Genomic DNA, 15,370 nt, shown 5'->3' with positions numbered 1-15,370 from the left:
GCGCTGGAGCTGGCGCGCAACGGGCATGAGATCCGGTTGTTCGAGCGGCTCGACCGGCTCGGCGGGAAGCTGGCCGGGCACGAGCGGGAGGGTTCGTGTTTTCGCTCGGCCCGTCGCTGCTCACCATGCCGGAGCTGTTCAGGAACCTGGGGGTCGGCTGCGCGATGGTGGAGCCGAAGGAGTTGTGCCGCTACCGCTTCGCAGATGGGTCGTGGCTGCGCGCGTTCCGCGATCCGGGCCGGATGGAGGAGCAGGTGGAGTTGCTGGCCCCGGGACCGGGGGCGGCGTGGCTGGCCTTCTATGGCTGGGCGCGGGAGTGCCTGGCGGCGTCGCGGCGGACGTTCTTCGCCGGGCCGCTGGGCCGTCCGCCCGAGCAGGCCCGGATCGGTGACCTCCTCGCCGTCGTGCCGGGCCGGACGCTGGACGGGTTGGCGCGGCGCTACATCTAGGAAGAACACCCGCTCCAAGTCCGCCTGAGGCGGCGGCCCCGCGAACCGCCCGTACGCCGCCGCCTCGTCATCGGTCAAGGACTCCACCGGCATGGCCCGCAAAGTCCTGGTCACCGCTCTGCCGTGGATCAACACAGGATCCACCGGACAGGCGCTAGCACTCACGGAGCGAGTAGGGGTTCAGGCCGCCGCCCCACAGCCACGCGTGCCCCTCCCAGCCGTACCGGATCTTGACCCAGTCCGACCTGGTCCGGCCCCAGGCGGTCATCTGTGCGCCGTCGGTGATATGGCACAGGGCGCTGGCCTGCGCGGGCGGCATGATCGAGCCGAGGATCCTGCCGGGCGGGATGCCCGGAGCCCCGGATCGACCCGGATGTGCAGGGGCCTGGCCCAGTCACCGACGGTGACCCGGTCCGCGCGGAGGCGGGCAGGGGAGTCGGCGATCGCGGCCGAGGTCGGCACCACGGCCAGCAGCGCCAGCGTCGCGACCATCCCGGCCCCGGTTCGATAGGGGTTCATCGGCCCTCCTCGCGGGCTTGGCAATCGTTCCGGACAGTCGTGGCGCTTGTGGCGCGGTCGGTTTTGCTTCTGCACCCGCCGACGCACGGGGGCAGGATCTCGTGGGGGGTTGAGCCCGTGGTCCCATAGCCAGGCGCCGCCGCCCCTGAGCTTGACCAGATCGAGCCGGTCCTGCCGTTGAAGGCGGTTATTTCGGCGCCCTCGGTCGTGCAGATGGCTATTGCGGCGGCCCCGGACCGCATCGTGCCGATTATCTTGCCCGGATAGCCGCCCGGCCAGCCCGGACTGTCCCGGACGTGCAGGTAGGGTTGCGCCCACTGCGCGACCACGACGCGGACGCCCTGCCGGGCCGATGGCGACGCGCCGGGCGGGACGCTCCCGGCTGGTGCCTCCGCTGGGGCCGACCGGCTCACCGAGCCGCCGCCGACGGCGGAGGCAGCTTGGCCGCTCGCGTCCAACGGGACCGCCGCGAGCAGACCCAGCGCCGTTATGGACGCTGCCCTGGTCAACGAGCGTTGTTTCCTCATATGCACTCCTGTCTCGAAGGTGGCTCTCCGGCCACTGCGCAGCCCATCCACATCGGAACGACCAGCTCCTCAACGTGACTGGCCCATTCGGTTGCTGCTCAAGGCGCGAGTCTTGACTACACCTCGAAGTCGATCAAATGCGTGGCGTAAACTAGCCATTGGTTGAGGGAGGAACCAACGAGCCAGGCCCTCCGCCGCCGGGGCTGGACGAAAGGGCATGAGATGCCGAAGCCGAACGTTCCCGAGCTACGACGGACGCAGGTGCGCGAAGCGGTCGGCCAGGCATTGGAGGAATCGGCGTACTACTCGGCGCGGGGGGTCCGCCCGCCGGCCCAGCGCGTGGACGCACCCAAGGTGGGGCCAATAGTGGCCCGGCTGTCAGATGCGGCCCGGAACGAACTGCTGACCTTCGACGATCCATCGGGCTGCCTTGACCAGGGTGTGCCCGAGCGGATGCTTCTGCACGCGGCCGGTTGCGTTCGCCGGACGGTCGCGCAGATCCCCACCGTCCGCCAGATCACCTCTCCGCAGGGACTGGCCAGGGACGCCGGCCTTGGAACCATCCAATGGAACGACGGCGGGACGGCGCGAGTGATCCCGCAGATCCCGCTCCGTCTTGCCGTGCTGGACCGCACGGTCGCGCTGGTCCCGCTCGACATGAACGTGTTCTACAACGGCATGCTCGTTGTCCGCGACCCTGTCGTTGTGAACGCGCTGGTCAACGTGCATGAGCACTGGTGGGCCACCGGAGCCGACCCCACCGCAGACCACGACCCCCACGAGTTGCCGACTCACCTCGCCCCCGTCCTGGCCGCCCTCAGCGAAGGCCTCACCGACCAAGCAGCCGCCGCGCGCCTCAACCTGTCGCCACGCACCTACACCCGGCGCGTCGGCGAATTACTCGCCCTGCTCGGCACCACAAGTCGCTTCCAAGCCGGAAAACTCGCCGCCCAACGCGGCTGGAGCTGACAACGGCGTTCCAAAAAATGCGGTCCGAGACCATCCGAGTTCGCGGGGACCGCACTACCGTCAGGCGATGGCGAGTGAGGCTGTGCGCGGCGTAGCGTGCTGCGGTGCCTCAGCGCTCCAATGACTTTAGCGGGAGTCGGTTATGTAGCGGGTGACGGGGTCGCCTTTGCGGGGTGGGTGGAGATCTCGACGTCTCCGTCGAGGACGCGTAAGCAGGTCTCCTCGATGATCACGGTGACGGTTTGCCTGCGTGGGCGATCCCTGGCCGGAGTGTCTGGCGGGCGATGGCGAAGGTGTCGTCGGCTCCGATGCGCCGGATGGCCTGTCGGGGCTGGGACGGGGGCGGAGGCAGTGGCGTGGTGGAGGTCCGCGCGCCGGTGAGCTTGGCGCGTAGCTCGCGCAGGATCGGGGCGGGAAGGGTTTTGACCAGGAGCCCGGCGTGGATGGCATACACGATGCCGCCGTACATGCGCAGGGTGACGTGCTTGCCGATCAGGTCCCTGCCCAACGCGACGGGGGTGCGTCCGAGCGAGACCACGCCGTTTGGTGGCCTTGCGGTCGATCTCGACGACGGCCGTGGGTGCCAGAGGGCTGTCTGCGCTGATGCCGCCTTGGGGCTGGAGTATGGCGCTCAGGCCAGACTCGCTGCCGAACGGCACGTCGTCACCCCGGCACTGGAGAAGATCACCGAAGCGAACACCCTCCTGTAAGCAGCAGCATCATCGTGCCGGTACATGCCGTTCCGTACCGCCCGTTTCGGAGCCGCCGAGCAGACAACGACCAAGTTGCTCAACGCCGGGGAAGACACGTTCGTCCGCGTGGGTGACCGCGACGGCGATGAGGTTGGCTTCGTCCATGCCGCCTTCCTGTCCCCGCACGAGGAGGCCGACCGGCAGGTGACCCGAGATGTTGGCTTGCCCCGGGTGTTCGTCAACGCGCTCGCGGTGCAGCGCCGTCACTGGCGTGGCGGAGCGGGCACCGCGTTGATGAAAGCGGTTGAGCAGTGGGGCCGCGAACGCGGTGCTCAGCTGCTCACCCTCGAAGCCTTCGCCGCCCGTCCCGTATCCGTCCCGTTCTACGAGGCTCAGATGGGCTACCAGCGACAAGGCATCATCTTCGCCAAGACGTTCACGCGGTGACGCCAAGCCCTGAGGACGCTGCTGTCGCCTCGCGAACAGAACAATAACCGCCTGAAGATCACCGGATTAGCAACGGGTCCTGAGGCGATTTCTTCGGCGTCGGTCGGACGAATGCCCGCAGATAGCGTAGGAGGCGGGGGTTGGGGTCGCCGCTTATGGCCTGCTCTGTTTTGCCCCCGTCAGCGCCCCGCTCAAGAAATCTTTCAGAATCGATGTGACGCTCATGAGGTCCGCCTACTTAGGCAGACGATCGCGCGATCACGGTGGCCGATGTCGGAGTCCCTGGTGGCTGGGGTTGATAAAGACGAGCTGGCCGTGCTTCGACTCCACCGGGAGTCGCCGCTGTCGGTGACGTTGTGATGTGCCCGGGGGAGCACGCCCTTCATTGGCCTATTGGAGGTTGTATGAGCTCCCTCGGCAGTTCCTGATTGCCTGTTGAGCGGTGATTTCGCTGTCTTCTCGTTGATCGTTTTGGCGCCGTTGCGGTGGTGCCGTCGTGTCTGAACTCAAGGTCTTCGTGCGGGCGTTCATGCTGCCCGGAGATCGTGCCTTGCTGTGCGTTTCTCCGGGTAGCGGCTGTCGAACGTCGTGCCGTCAGCGGCCGGTGAGGAGGGACCTTTAGGTGAGCAGCTTTCGCAGGCTTCTAGCAGGAATTCCGTCGTGGTTCTGGCGCTGGCGCCGCCGGTCAGAGCCGCGCAGCCCCGGCCGATGCTGAGGCGTCCGAGCCTGGGGACGGGTGGAAACCGGAGAGCAAGCGAAACGCCTGGGACCGCTTCAAGGGTCTTTTCGGTGATGACGGACCCGAGTTGCGCGAGCTGAAGGCCGAAGGCATGCCGCGCAATGACCTGATGCCGTCCAGCGCGAAGGCGGCACCGGCCAAGCGGGTCACGGACCTGCCGGGCCGCCGGACGGCGAACGCCAAGGTGTTCGAACTGTCGGGCGGGCGGCACCCCGCAGGCTGAGCCTGCTAAGCCGAAGACCAGCGGCAACGCTGTCATCTACCAGGATCTGCTCGGCGGGAGCCAGGGCCGGCCGGGCATGTTGCTGGATGCGGCGTGTGTTTGGGTCGCCCCGCTGGCGTCGCCTCACAATCTATTCGGGGGTGTATGGCCTCTTGAGCGCTCGATCAGGCTGCTGTGTGGGCTAGAAGGCCTTCTAAACATAGGGGGACGCTTGACAGCGTGATCGGCGTAACTATAGTACTTGAACATGGTCTCAACTTCGACTTCGAAGTGAAGGCGCCGCTCGTACGCAGGAGAGGACCCCGATGCCCAAGATCATCGCGATGTTCAAGTTCCGGGACGACAAGCCGTACGAGGAGTGCCGTGAGCACTGGAAGACGGTTCATTCGGAGGTCGTGACGCGGTCGCTGCCCGAGTGCCGCCGCTACATCCAGAACGTCGGCGTGCGGGTTCGTTCCAAGGCGTGGGAGTACGACGGCGTCGCCGAGCTGTGGTTCGACGACATGGACGCCATCCGGCGATCGTTCGAGGGTTCGCGAGCCGACGAGCTCCGGGCCGACGAGCTGAACTTCGCAGACATGAGCAGCAGCACCTGGATGATCGTCAACGAGAACGAGGTCTTTCCCGGGCCCGGCACCGCGGGAACCTCGGCATGAGCGGGCGCTGTGCCGGCAGTGCGGCGGTCGCAGCGGCGTTGGTGCTGGCGTCCGGTTGCGGCGTGGCCGCGTCCGGCGGTTCGGACTCGATCAAGATCGGCGCGTCGCTCGACCTCAGCGGACCCGCCGGATTCTTCGGTGAGACGGGCCGTGACGGCGCGGTCCTGGCGATCGAGAAGATCAATCGCGAGGGCGGCGTCAACGGCCGCGAGCTCGAGTTGGAGGTCCGGGACGACAAATGCGATACGGCCACCACGCTCGCCAACGTTCGCCGTTTCATGGGTGACCGTGGCGTCGTCGCACTCACCGGGTTCACCTGCAGCCCCGCCGCTCTCGCGGCGAAGCCGCTGGTGGATCAGGCGAAGCTCCCCACCATGGTCTCCCAGGCCACGGCCTCGGAGATCCACAAACCCGTGGGCGAGTACACCTGGATGTCGAACGTCCCGGCTGACTACGAAGCCGCCGGGCTGACCCGCTCAGTGGTCGAGAACCTGCGGCCGTCGAGCATCGCGGTCGTCCACGTGGGGAACCCGTACGGCAAGGCGTCCGCCGATGGCGTCGAGGCGTGGCTGGACGAGAACGGAAAGAGCGATCTCCTCGCGGGCCGTATCGAGATCCCGCTGACGGCCAGCGATTACGGTGTGCAGTTGCGCAAGCTCAAGGCGCTGGCCCCCGAGGTCACTCTGGTGGTCGTCTACGACCTGCCTCCCCTGCTCAAAGCCGCGCAGCAGGCCGGCATCACGACGAAGTTCGTCAGCTTCAACGGCGGCATGCTGCGGGCGACCATCACCGCGCTGGCCAAGGCCGGGACGCTCAAGGGCTTCACGTCGTCGGCCATGTGGCCGACGCTGATCGCCGGGGACTCCAAGAGCCCGCGGATGGCCGAGTTCGCCAACGACTTCAAGAAGAAGTACGGGGCCTGGCCGGACAACGGCAACCTTCAGGGATACGCGGGCGTGATGCTGCTCGCGGAAGCGATGAAGCGCGCGGGCGGCGACGTCTCTCGCGAGTCGGTCCAGAAGTCGCTCGCCACGAAGATGTCGCGCGTCGACCTGGGGCTGTACTTCCCCTACTCCTTCTCCCGTGATCAGCACGCCGGAGCGACGGCCGTGACGGTGCTGACCTATCAGGACAACGAAGTGCCCGGCGCGAACGGGTTGTACGGCTCCGCGACCTTGGCCGCCAAGGGCGAATAGCGCTTCGCAGGCAGAGCCCCCGGAACGAACTGGAGTCGCGATGGATGTCCTCATCACCGGTGCTCAGGTCGGAGCGCAGTACTCCCTGCTGGCCATCGCGGTCGCGGTGATGTACAGCACGACGCGGGTCGTGAATTTCGCCATCGGCACATTCGCGGTCGCCGCGGTCTATGTGAGTCTCAAGCTCGCCCAGGCGGGCTGGCCCGCGCTCGCGGCGGTCGGGCTCGGCTGCCTCGCGGCGGCCCTGATCGCGGTGGTGATGGAGCTCCTCGTCGCCCTGCCGCTGCTCAAGAGGCTGCCGGCGCATGGGCCGGGAGTCGTGGTCGTGGCCAGCATTCTGGTCCTGGAACTCGGTCGGGCGGTGCTGAACGTCTTCTTCGGCGCCAGCCCGCTCGACTGGCCGGCATCCCTCTCTCTGGACGGGGCCCTGGTGCTCGGCGGGAACAGGTTCAGCCACACGGCGCTCGTCACCTACGCGATGTCGGCCATGGTGCTGATAGTGGCCTATCTGGTGTTGTACCGGACGGCCACCGGGGCCGTCGTCAGAGCGGTGGCCGAACGTCCCGGGACGATGGGGCTGGTCGGCGTCAACGCCTCCCGCGTGCGGTCGGTCTCGTGGGGCGTCGCCGGCCTGTTGTCCGGGCTCGCCGGCATCCTGCTGGCGAACGGCATCTCACCGGCCCCGGCCATGATGGTCAACCCCTTGATCGGCGCGCTGGCCGGCGTGGCGGTAGGCGGGCTGACGAGCCTGATGGGCTCGGCCCTCGGCGCGTTCGCCGTCGGGGTCACCCAGACGGCGGCCGCGACCTGGGTCGGGCCATTGGCGTTCACCGCCTTCCCGGTCGGCCTGATCATCATTGTCCTGGTCGTCCGGCCGCAGGGCCTGTTCGGCCGCCCGGAGGCGGAGCGCGCATGAACGCTCGCTCCTGGGCCGTGGCGGTGGCGGCGCTCGCGTGCCTCGTCGTCCACATGTTCACGGGCTCGCCGCTGTGGCTGTATCTGATCGCCCTCGCGTCCACCTGGGTCGTCATCGGGGTGGGATCGAACGTCATCCTCGGCATGGGCGGCGTCGTCGTGCTGCACGGAGCCGCCTGCATGTCGGTCGCCGCCTACGCCACCGGGATCGTCCAGTCGCATGGCGGTCCGTGGCCGCTCGCGGTGGTGGGAGGGACGCTGATCAGCACCGTCGTCATGACGGTCGTGATGGTGCCGGTGATGCGCCTTGAGGGCTTCTTCGCCGCGATGTCGTCGTTCATGATCGTCCTTCTGGTCGAGGTGATCATGACGGAGTGGAAGTCGCTGACCAACGGCCCGTACGGGCTGGCCGTCCCGGGTGCGCCGGCGGTGGGGGGACTCTCCTCGCAACAGGTCAACTACCTGGTGGCGGCGGTGCTCGCGGTCGCGTCCGTCGCGACGTACGCGATGATCAAGGCGTCCAGGCTCGGCGTGCGGATCAGGGCCGTGCGCGACGCCCGCGTGGCGGCGCAGGCCAGCGGGGTGGACGTCGCCCGCTACCGGTTCTACGCCTTCGCCCTGGGCAACGCCTTCGTCGCGCTCGGCGGGAGCCTGATGGCGCCCCTTCTGGGGGTGATCGACCCGACCCAGTTCGGGATGGCGGCGATGCTGAGCGTGCTGTTCGTGACCTGGCTCGGCGGCCTTGACGTCCCGGCCGGTCCGGTGCTGGGCGCCGCGGTCGTCAGCATCCTCCCGCAGCTTCTCACCGGTCTCCAGACGTATACCGGTCTGGTGAACGGGATCGTCCTGCTCGCGATCCTCATCCTGTGCCCGGCCGGCCTGTTGAGCCTCGGCAAGAAGACGACGGTGCTCAAATGAGCGAGCTGACGATCGACGACCTGACCGTCCGGTTCTCGGGCACGACCGTCCTGGACGGCGTCTCTATGCGGATCGCCGCGGACCGGATCCACGCCGTGATCGGCCCCAACGGCGCAGGTAAGACCACGCTCGTCAACGCGGTGACCGGCCAGGTGCGGTCCGCCGGCGCACGGATGAGCCTCGGCGAGAGGCGCTACCTGCCGCGGTCGCCGCACCACGCGGCCAGGCTCGGCATCTCGCGGACGTTCCAGCACCCCCTCGTCTTCCGGACGCTGACGGCACGGCAGCACGTGCTCACCGGCGCCGCGTCCAACGCCGAGGGCCGCACCAATCCGGCCTGCGACGCGCTGGTCGACTCCCTGCTCACCGACATCGGCACCGGGAGCGCGGCGGGGCTGGACCTCATGGGCGTGCGCCTGACCGACCTGGTCCGGGCCCTCGCCGGGACACCTCGCGTCCTGCTGATGGACGAGCCCGCCTCGGGGCTGGACGAGGCGGACCGCGGCCGGATGCTCGACAGCATCCTCCGAGTGCGCGAGGCGGGCATCGGCGTCCTGCTGATCGAACACGACATCCGGCTGGTGCTCGCCGTGGCCGATCACGTGACCGTGCTGGACGACGGCCGTGTCGCGTTCTCCGGCGCACCGGAGGACGTCACCGAGGACCGCGCCGTCTCACGCGCCTACCTGGGGAGATGACGTGACAGAGCTGCGGCTTCGATCCCTCACCGTCACCTACGGCTCGGTCATCGCGACCCACGCCGTCGATCTCACGGTGCCGAGCGGATCGCTCCTCGCCGTCGTCGGCCCCAACGGAGCCGGCAAGTCCTCGCTGGTCGAGGCCGTCGCGGGACGCGCCCGGTACCGGGGCGACATCGCCCTCGACGGCCGGTCCATCGACCGTCTCGGCACGGCGGCCCGCACCAGGTCCGGCGTCGGCGTCGTGCCGCAGGAACGGGAGCTGTTCCATGAGCTGAACGTGCACGAGAACCTCGTCGTCGGGTGCGCAGGGCTCGGCAGGGCCGCCACCCGGGGCGCCCTGGAACGCAGCTACGAGGCGTTTCCGATCCTCGCGAAGCTGCGTGACCGGCGGGCGGGCCACCTCAGCGGCGGTGAGCGCCAGGTCCTGGCCATCGCCCGGGTCCTGTGCCGGCGGCCCCGGGTCATGCTCCTCGACGAACCGTCGGTGGGCCTGTCGCCGTCGATGCGCGAGCAGATCGTGGGAAACCTCGTGCGGACCTGCCGCGAGATGCGGGTCACCGCCGTCATCACCGAGCAGTTCGTCGAGATGGTGCTCGGCAACGTCGACGCCCTCGTCGTGCTGGTGAACGGCCGGGTCGAGTGGAGGGGCGCCGGTGCGCGGAGCGACTGGCCGGTCATCAAGCAGCGGTACCTCGGGACCGGCACGGCATCGGCGGACGCGGCGGTCGGCTCCGATCGGCTCGGCGGCCGTCTCGCCGGCTCGGACGCCGACCGACCGGCCCGGGCCGAACGCAACAGGAAGGGCGGACGATGATGAACTTCGCGGACCTGTGGGAGTCGCACGCGGAGAGCGACCCCGAACGAACCGTCCTCATCCAGGGTGAGCGGGAGTTCACGTGGTCAGAGTTCGATCGTGACGCCGGCGCGCTCTCTTCGAGGCTGCTGGACGCCGGGCTCGGCCCTCAGGCGAAGGTCGCCTGCCTGCTGTACAACTCGGTGGAGTACATGACGGTGTGCTTCGCGGCGTTCAAGGCCGCCATGGTGCCCGTCAACGTCAACTACCGGTACTCGCCGCGGGAGGCGACCTACCTGCTCGACGACGCGGACGCCGAGGCCGTGGTGTTCCACTCGTCGCTGTCGGACCTGGCGGAGGCGATCCGTCCCGGGCTTCCGCGGGTGCGCGCCTGGGTCGCGGTCGACGACGGGAGGCCCGCTCCGGACTGGGCGATCGACTTCGCGGCGGTCGTGACCGACGGTGCCGCGCGGGCTGCGGCGGCCCCATGGGGGAGAAGCGCGGACGACCTCGTCATCATCTACACGGGCGGCACCACGGGGATGCCGAAGGGCGTTATGTGGGCGCAGGGCGACCTCGTCTCGGGGCTTGGTCTCGTGACGGGAGGCGCGGCCGGCGACTCGCCTCGTCCCGGCTCGTCCCCGTTCTCCTCGCGGGTGCTGCCCGCCTCACCTCTGATGCACGGCGCGGGCCTGTTCGCGGCGTTCGCCACGCTGAGCCAGCGCGGTTGCCTCGTCATGCTCGCGGAGCACCGCCCGCGGGCAGAGGACTTCTGGGACGCCGTCTCGCGCCACCGCGTCACCACGATGGGCATGGTCGGCGACGCGTTCGCCCACCCCCTCGCCGAAGCACTCGAGGCCCGGCCCGGCCGGTGGGACCTGTCCGGCCTGTCGTCGATCCTGTCCTCGGGGGTCGCGTGGAGCGTGGCGGCGAAACGCCGGCTGCTCGCACATCTTCCTCAGGTGAGCCTCGTCGACCTGCTCGGATCGACGGAGGCGATCGGGATGGCCCGGTCGCGGACGACCCGGTCGAACGTCACCGATTCCGGCTGCTTCCACCCTTCGGAGTCGCTGCGGTTGATCGACGCCGAGGGCCGCGTGCGAACGCCGGAGCCCGGTGTGAGCGGGCTTCTCGCCATGTCGGGGTTCATCCCCGTCGGGTATTACAAGGACCCCGCGAAGTCGGCGTCGACGTTCGTGGCGATCGACGGAGTGAGGTACTCGGTTCCCGGCGACTTCGGCACGGTCGAGCCCGGCGGCGGCCTGCGCTTGCTCGGCCGCGGCTCCGGGTGCATCAACACCGGCGGCGAGAAGGTCTTCCCCGAAGAGGTGGACGAGATCCTCAAGCTCCATCCGTCCGTCCGCGACGCCGCCTGCATCGGGCTGCCGGACGAACGCTTCGGTGAGATCATCTGCGCCGTCGTCGAGGCCGCGCCGGGCGCCGCGCCCGATCTGACGGAGCTCAGGGCGCACGCGATGAAGCACCTCGCGGACTTCAAGGCCCCACGGCGGCTGGTCGTGGTCGACAGCATCGACCGCAGCGCCGCGGGCAAGCTCAACTACCCCGCTCTCCGGCGGCGGGCGATCGAGCGGCTGGCCCTCCCCTCATGACGTCCGCTCATGAGGCCCGCCGGGCCGGTAGAGCCGGCACGACCTTCAGGAAGGAAGTTCTCATGGACGTGGCCCTGGTGACGGGTGCGAACTCGGGCATCGGATGTGCGACCGCGATCAGGCTCGCGGCGGGCGGATACACGGTCTACGGGGGGATGCGCGACCTGGCGTCCGGGACGAGGCTCGCCGAGAGGTCGGCGGCCGAAGGGGTCGAGGTGCGTCCCATCCGGCTGGACGTGACCGACGAGGAACTGGTCCGCTCCGCGGTCGCGCAGATCACGGAGGACGCGGGCGGCGTGGACGTCCTGGTCAACAACGCCGGAATCACAGAGAACGGGACGGTCGAGGAGACCTCTGCCGAGAGCTTCCAGCGGGTCTTCGACGTCAACGTGTGCGGCATCGTGCGGTGCAGCGCGGCCGTGCTGCCCCACATGCGCGAGCGGCGGCGGGGAACGATCGTCAACATCGCGTCGATCGCCGGCAGGGTCGCGATGGGGGCCCAGGCGCCGTACGCCACGTCGAAATGGGCCGTCGAGGGACTGACCGAGGGCCTGGCCCAGGAGGTTCGCGCACACGGGATCCGTGTCGTCCTGATCGAACCCGGTGTGACGAAGACGCCCATCTTCGCCAAGGCCACCGAGGTTCCGGCGTCCACGGGCGCGTACGAGGCGAGTTACCGGCGGATGTTCCAGTTCTTCGCGGCCGGGCTCCGGGAGGCCACGCGGCCGCAGGAGGTCGGTGAGGTCGTCTATTCGGCGCTCAGCGCCGACGAGCCTGCGCTGCGGCATGTCTGTTCGTGGGGGGCGGCGGAGCTGGCCGCCGGCCGCAGGTCGATGACGGACGAGGAATGGGTGGCGCTCGGGGGCCTGGACTCCGATGACGACTATTACCGCGAGTTCTCCCGGCTGTTCGGCCTCGACATCGCGCCCGGTGGGCTCGCCTCCGACGTGTCGGCCACATCGCCGGCGAGCCCTGAGAACCGGAGGCGGGCCACATGAAGAAGTTCATCACCGCGTTCAAGCGGCGTCCGGACATGCCGGTCGAGGTCTTCCGGGACCGCTGGGCCACCGTTCATGCGGAAAAGGTGAGCCGACTGCCGGGAATCCAGCGGTACGTGCAGAACATGCCGCTCGAATCGGTCTATTCGCGAGGGCGTGAGCCGCAGTTCGACGCCGTGGCGGAATTCTGGTTCGAGGACGACCATCTCGACGGCCTGACCGCCACGCCGGGATACGCGGCGATGGAGGCGGACGCGTTGGCCCTCGCCGATCCTCCGAGCATGGCGTGTCTACGGATCGACGAGATACCGCTCATCGACGGGCCGCGCACCCCGCTGAAACTGATCATGTTCGTGCGCCGGCGCGCCGACCTCTCCGTGAGCCGCTTCCAGGACCACTGGCGGGACGTCCACGGCCCGATCGCGGTCCGCAACTCGTACATACGGCGCTATGTGCAGGCACATGTGCGGGAGCGGGCCGCTGGAGAGCCCCCTGCCGAGTTCGACGGCGTGGGCATGGTGTGGTTCGACACGCCGGCCGACATGCGAGCCTCCGGCACGACACCGGAGGCGGCCGAGGCCAGCGAGGATGGGGCGCGGTTCGCCGAGGGCGGCGTGCCGTCGGTGGTCCTGCCGACGTCCGAGACCGTGGTGGTCGCGTGACGGCGGCGCGCTCTCGCGGTGCCGGGCTCACGTTCGGCCTCGCCCTGGACCTGGGCGCCCCCGGCAGGTCGTTGCGGCAGGTGGCGGACGGGCTCCAGCCGATCGTCGATCTCGCCGAGCGGCGCCGGTTCGCCTCGCTGTGGGTGGGCGAGATCTACGCTCCGACACCGGGCGCGTGGGCCGCGCCCTCGTCCCTGGCGATGCTGTCCTGGCTCGCGGCGCGGACCACGACCATCGGCCTGGGCACCGGTGTGCTCCTGGTCCCGGCCTGGCACCCGCTGCGACTGGCGTACGAGGCGGCGGTCGTCGACCAGCTCAGTGCCGGTCGCCTGACCCTCGGCGTCGGGCTCGGCTCACGTGAACTCTGGCGTCGGTTCGGGCGCGACGGCGTCCCAGGCGCGCTGATGGACGCCACGCTCAACGCCGTCAGGGCGCTCTGGACCGGGTCCGACGGCCACCACCATGACGGTCTCGACATCGACGGCCCTGTACACCCGAGGCCGTGCCAGGCGGGCGGGCCGCCGATCCTCGTGGGCGGGCTGGCACCCGCGGCGGCTCGTCGCGCGGCCCGGTTCGACGGCTGGTATGCCGCGACCAACCACCATTTCGGCTCGCAGCTTCGCCCGGCCGCCCGGCGGTATCTCGACGCGCTGGAAACGACGGATCCGTCCAAGCCACCGAAGATCGTGGTCAACCGCATGGCGTTCGCCGCGGACACGACCAAGGCGGCACTCGCCGACGGCTTGCCGTATGTCACCGCGCTGCTGGAGAAATACGCGGCACTGGGCGGGCTGGTGGACGAGGACGGCAACCCGGCGAAGCCCACCCGTGACGTCCTCGCACGCATGGCGGACTCCCTCTGCCTGATCGGCTCTCCGGAGAGGATCAGCGAGCAGCTCGCCGAATACCGCCAAGCCGGCGTCACCCACGTGAACCTGCGGGTGTCCTTCGGGGGTATGCCCGTCGAGCTCACCGGCCGGACGGTGAACCTGATCGCCGACTCGGTCATGGGACAAGGGAGCAGCGGCACGGCTGACCCCCCAGGTCCGGCGGCCGCCGCAGGTCCGGTGGCCGCCGCGCGGACGGGCCGCACTGGTGAGCGCTCCCCCGACACTCTCGAAAAGGAGCCCCCATGCCAGAAGCAGTGATCGTCTCAACCGCCCGATCGCCGATCGGGCGGGCGGCGAAGGGTTCGCTCAAGAACGTCCGCCCCGACGACCTCGCCGTGCAGATGGTGCGCGCCGCGCTGGAACAGGTTCCGGAGCTCGACCACCAGCAGATCGATGACCTCATCCTCGGCTGCGGGCAGCCGGCGGGGGAGTCGGGTTTCAACATGGGCCGGGTCGTCGCGGTGCTCGCCGGAATGGATCACGTCCCGGGTACGACGGTCAACCGCTACTGCGCATCGAGTCTCCAGACCACTCGCATGGCGATGCACGCGATCCGCGCGGGGGAGGGCGAGGTGTTCCTCTCGGTCGGAGTGGAGACCGTCAGCCGCTATGGCAAGGGGACCGCCGACGGCGTTCCCGGTACCGGGAACCCGCTCTTCGAGGACGCCGGGCGGCGGACGGGCAAGCTCACCGAAGCCGACGGGCCGTGGTCCGACCCCCGTGCGGACGGCCTGCTGCCGGACGTCTACATCGCCATGGGGATGACCGCCGAGAACGTCGCCCGGCTCAGGGGCGTGACGCGCGCGGAACAGGACGAGTTCGGCGTCCGCAGCCAGAACCTCGCCGAGCAGGCACTGGCCAACGGCTTCTGGGAGCGTGACATCACACCGGTCACCCTGCCGGACGGTACCCGGGTGACGGCCGACGACGGTCCTCGGCCGGGGGTCACCCTGGAGAAGGTCGCGCAGCTGGCCCCTGTCTTCCGCCCCGACGGGACGGTGACCGCCGGCAACTGCTGCCCGCTCAACGACGGCGCGGCGGTCGCCGTGATCATGTCGGATGCGAAGGCGGCTCAGCTGGGACTGACGCCTCTCGCGCGCATCGTTTCGACCGGCGTCTCCGGTCTGTCTCCAGAGATCATGGGCCTCGGCCCGGTCGAGGCCTCGCGGCGGGCGCTCGCGCACGCCGGCATGACCATCGAGGACATCGACCTGGTGGAGATCAACGAAGCCTTCGCGGCCCAGGTGATTCCGTCGGCCCGCGACCTCGGAGTCGACATCGACGATCTGAACGTCAACGGGGGAGCGATCGCCGTCGGGCACCCGTTCGGCATGACCGGGGCGCGGATCACCAGCACACTGATCAACTCGCTGCGCTTCCACGACAAGGAACTCGGCCTGGAGACGATGTGCGTCGGCGGTGGCCAGGGGATGGCCATGGTGATCGAGCGGCTGTCGTGACCCCGG

The 15,370-nt window shown here is 69.3% G+C and carries 17 protein-coding genes; 15 read left to right on the top strand and 2 right to left on the bottom strand.

Going from position 1 to position 15,370, the window contains the following annotated elements:
- The first annotated feature begins 95 nt into the window (after positions 1-95).
- Complete coding sequence (locus tag E1264_RS04605; protein WP_132169879.1) at positions 96-449, top strand: hypothetical protein; 354 nt, start codon at positions 96-98, stop codon at positions 447-449.
- A gap of 154 nt (positions 450-603) precedes the next feature.
- On the opposite strand, the gene E1264_RS43065 is transcribed toward E1264_RS04605, so the two are convergent.
- The gene (locus tag E1264_RS43065) at positions 604-768 is read right to left on the bottom strand and encodes a hypothetical protein (RefSeq protein ID WP_165963999.1); all 165 of its coding nucleotides are present in this window, start codon (positions 766-768) and stop codon (positions 604-606) included.
- Positions 769-1,717: 949 nt separating this feature from the next.
- Here E1264_RS43065 and E1264_RS04600 point away from each other — a divergent pair.
- Positions 1,718-2,464 carry a response regulator transcription factor gene (locus E1264_RS04600; protein WP_132169877.1) on the top strand — a complete coding sequence of 249 codons (747 nt, stop codon included), beginning with the start codon at positions 1,718-1,720 and terminating at the stop codon, positions 2,462-2,464.
- A 229-nt stretch (positions 2,465-2,693) separates the two neighbouring features.
- Here E1264_RS04600 and E1264_RS04595 read toward each other — a convergent pair whose 3' ends face one another.
- The gene (locus E1264_RS04595) at positions 2,694-3,002 is read right to left on the bottom strand and encodes a hypothetical protein (protein WP_132169875.1); all 309 of its coding nucleotides are present in this window, start codon (positions 3,000-3,002) and stop codon (positions 2,694-2,696) included.
- Between the two features lie 196 nt (positions 3,003-3,198).
- On the opposite strand from E1264_RS04595, the gene E1264_RS04585 reads away from it, so the two are divergent.
- From E1264_RS04585 to E1264_RS04530, 13 genes are all read left to right on the top strand, one after another.
- Positions 3,199-3,603 carry a GNAT family N-acetyltransferase gene (locus tag E1264_RS04585; RefSeq protein WP_132169873.1) on the top strand — a complete coding sequence of 135 codons (405 nt, stop codon included), beginning with the start codon at positions 3,199-3,201 and terminating at the stop codon, positions 3,601-3,603.
- 806 nt (positions 3,604-4,409) lie between these two features.
- The gene (locus E1264_RS43060) at positions 4,410-4,565 is read left to right on the top strand and encodes a hypothetical protein (RefSeq protein WP_165963998.1); all 156 of its coding nucleotides are present in this window, start codon (positions 4,410-4,412) and stop codon (positions 4,563-4,565) included.
- Between the two features lie 305 nt (positions 4,566-4,870).
- A complete protein-coding gene (locus E1264_RS04580) occupies positions 4,871-5,221 on the top strand; it encodes an EthD family reductase (protein ID WP_132169871.1) in 351 nt (116 codons plus the stop codon).
- Positions 5,218-6,417, top strand: a complete 1,200-nt coding sequence (locus E1264_RS04575; RefSeq protein ID WP_132169869.1) for an ABC transporter substrate-binding protein — start codon at positions 5,218-5,220, stop codon at positions 6,415-6,417. Before E1264_RS04580 ends, E1264_RS04575 begins: the two co-directional genes overlap by 4 nt.
- 40 nt (positions 6,418-6,457) lie before the next feature.
- On the top strand, positions 6,458-7,333 hold the full coding sequence (locus tag E1264_RS04570; protein ID WP_132169867.1) for a branched-chain amino acid ABC transporter permease: 876 nt from the start codon (positions 6,458-6,460) through the stop codon (positions 7,331-7,333).
- Entirely contained in the window at positions 7,330-8,250 is a 921-nt protein-coding gene (locus E1264_RS04565) for a branched-chain amino acid ABC transporter permease (protein ID WP_132169865.1), read from the top strand. The genes E1264_RS04570 and E1264_RS04565 overlap by 4 nt, the downstream gene beginning before the upstream one ends.
- Positions 8,247-8,948: an ATP-binding cassette domain-containing protein gene (locus tag E1264_RS04560; protein WP_132169863.1), complete on the top strand. Its 702-nt coding sequence runs from the start codon at positions 8,247-8,249 to the stop codon at positions 8,946-8,948. The genes E1264_RS04565 and E1264_RS04560 overlap by 4 nt, the downstream gene beginning before the upstream one ends.
- Before the next feature lies 1 nt (position 8,949).
- Positions 8,950-9,765, top strand: a complete 816-nt coding sequence (locus E1264_RS04555) for an ATP-binding cassette domain-containing protein (RefSeq protein ID WP_165963997.1) — start codon at positions 8,950-8,952, stop codon at positions 9,763-9,765.
- On the top strand, positions 9,762-11,354 hold the full coding sequence (locus E1264_RS04550) for an AMP-binding protein (protein WP_132169859.1): 1,593 nt from the start codon (positions 9,762-9,764) through the stop codon (positions 11,352-11,354). The genes E1264_RS04555 and E1264_RS04550 overlap by 4 nt, the downstream gene beginning before the upstream one ends.
- Positions 11,355-11,416: 62 nt before the next feature.
- On the top strand, positions 11,417-12,352 hold the full coding sequence (locus E1264_RS04545; protein ID WP_165963996.1) for an SDR family oxidoreductase: 936 nt from the start codon (positions 11,417-11,419) through the stop codon (positions 12,350-12,352).
- A 35-nt stretch (positions 12,353-12,387) separates the two neighbouring features.
- On the top strand, positions 12,388-13,014 hold the full coding sequence (locus E1264_RS04540) for an EthD domain-containing protein (protein ID WP_165963995.1): 627 nt from the start codon (positions 12,388-12,390) through the stop codon (positions 13,012-13,014).
- Positions 13,011-14,162, top strand: a complete 1,152-nt coding sequence (locus tag E1264_RS04535) for an LLM class flavin-dependent oxidoreductase (RefSeq protein ID WP_165963994.1) — start codon at positions 13,011-13,013, stop codon at positions 14,160-14,162. The genes E1264_RS04540 and E1264_RS04535 overlap by 4 nt, the downstream gene beginning before the upstream one ends.
- A complete protein-coding gene (locus E1264_RS04530; RefSeq protein ID WP_132169851.1) occupies positions 14,147-15,364 on the top strand; it encodes an acetyl-CoA C-acetyltransferase in 1,218 nt (405 codons plus the stop codon). Before E1264_RS04535 ends, E1264_RS04530 begins: the two co-directional genes overlap by 16 nt.
- Positions 15,365-15,370: the final 6 nt, after the last annotated feature.

Origin of the sequence: Actinomadura sp. KC216 (assembly GCF_004348535.1) — a bacterium.
In the GTDB taxonomy this organism is placed as follows: domain Bacteria; phylum Actinomycetota; class Actinomycetes; order Streptosporangiales; family Streptosporangiaceae; genus Spirillospora.
The sequence above is the reverse complement of the archived record's forward strand: the minus strand, read 5'-3'. Positions and strand labels throughout refer to the sequence as shown.

Coding starts and splice junctions, on each gene's coding strand:
- E1264_RS04575 (WP_132169869.1), top strand. CDS start 5,218: ATGAGCGGGCGCTGTGCCGGCAGTGCGGCGGTCGCAGCGGCGTTGGTG.
- E1264_RS04585 (WP_132169873.1), top strand. CDS start 3,199: ATGCCGTTCCGTACCGCCCGTTTCGGAGCCGCCGAGCAGACAACGACC.
- E1264_RS04560 (WP_132169863.1), top strand. CDS start 8,247: ATGAGCGAGCTGACGATCGACGACCTGACCGTCCGGTTCTCGGGCACG.
- E1264_RS43065 (WP_165963999.1), bottom strand. CDS start 768: ATGCCGCCCGCGCAGGCCAGCGCCCTGTGCCATATCACCGACGGCGCA.
- E1264_RS04540 (WP_165963995.1), top strand. CDS start 12,388: ATGCCGGTCGAGGTCTTCCGGGACCGCTGGGCCACCGTTCATGCGGAA.
- E1264_RS04550 (WP_132169859.1), top strand. CDS start 9,762: ATGATGAACTTCGCGGACCTGTGGGAGTCGCACGCGGAGAGCGACCCC.
- E1264_RS04570 (WP_132169867.1), top strand. CDS start 6,458: ATGGATGTCCTCATCACCGGTGCTCAGGTCGGAGCGCAGTACTCCCTG.
- E1264_RS04530 (WP_132169851.1), top strand. CDS start 14,147: ATGCCAGAAGCAGTGATCGTCTCAACCGCCCGATCGCCGATCGGGCGG.
- E1264_RS04600 (WP_132169877.1), top strand. CDS start 1,718: ATGCCGAAGCCGAACGTTCCCGAGCTACGACGGACGCAGGTGCGCGAA.
- E1264_RS04580 (WP_132169871.1), top strand. CDS start 4,871: ATGCCCAAGATCATCGCGATGTTCAAGTTCCGGGACGACAAGCCGTAC.
- E1264_RS04545 (WP_165963996.1), top strand. CDS start 11,417: ATGGACGTGGCCCTGGTGACGGGTGCGAACTCGGGCATCGGATGTGCG.
- E1264_RS04565 (WP_132169865.1), top strand. CDS start 7,330: ATGAACGCTCGCTCCTGGGCCGTGGCGGTGGCGGCGCTCGCGTGCCTC.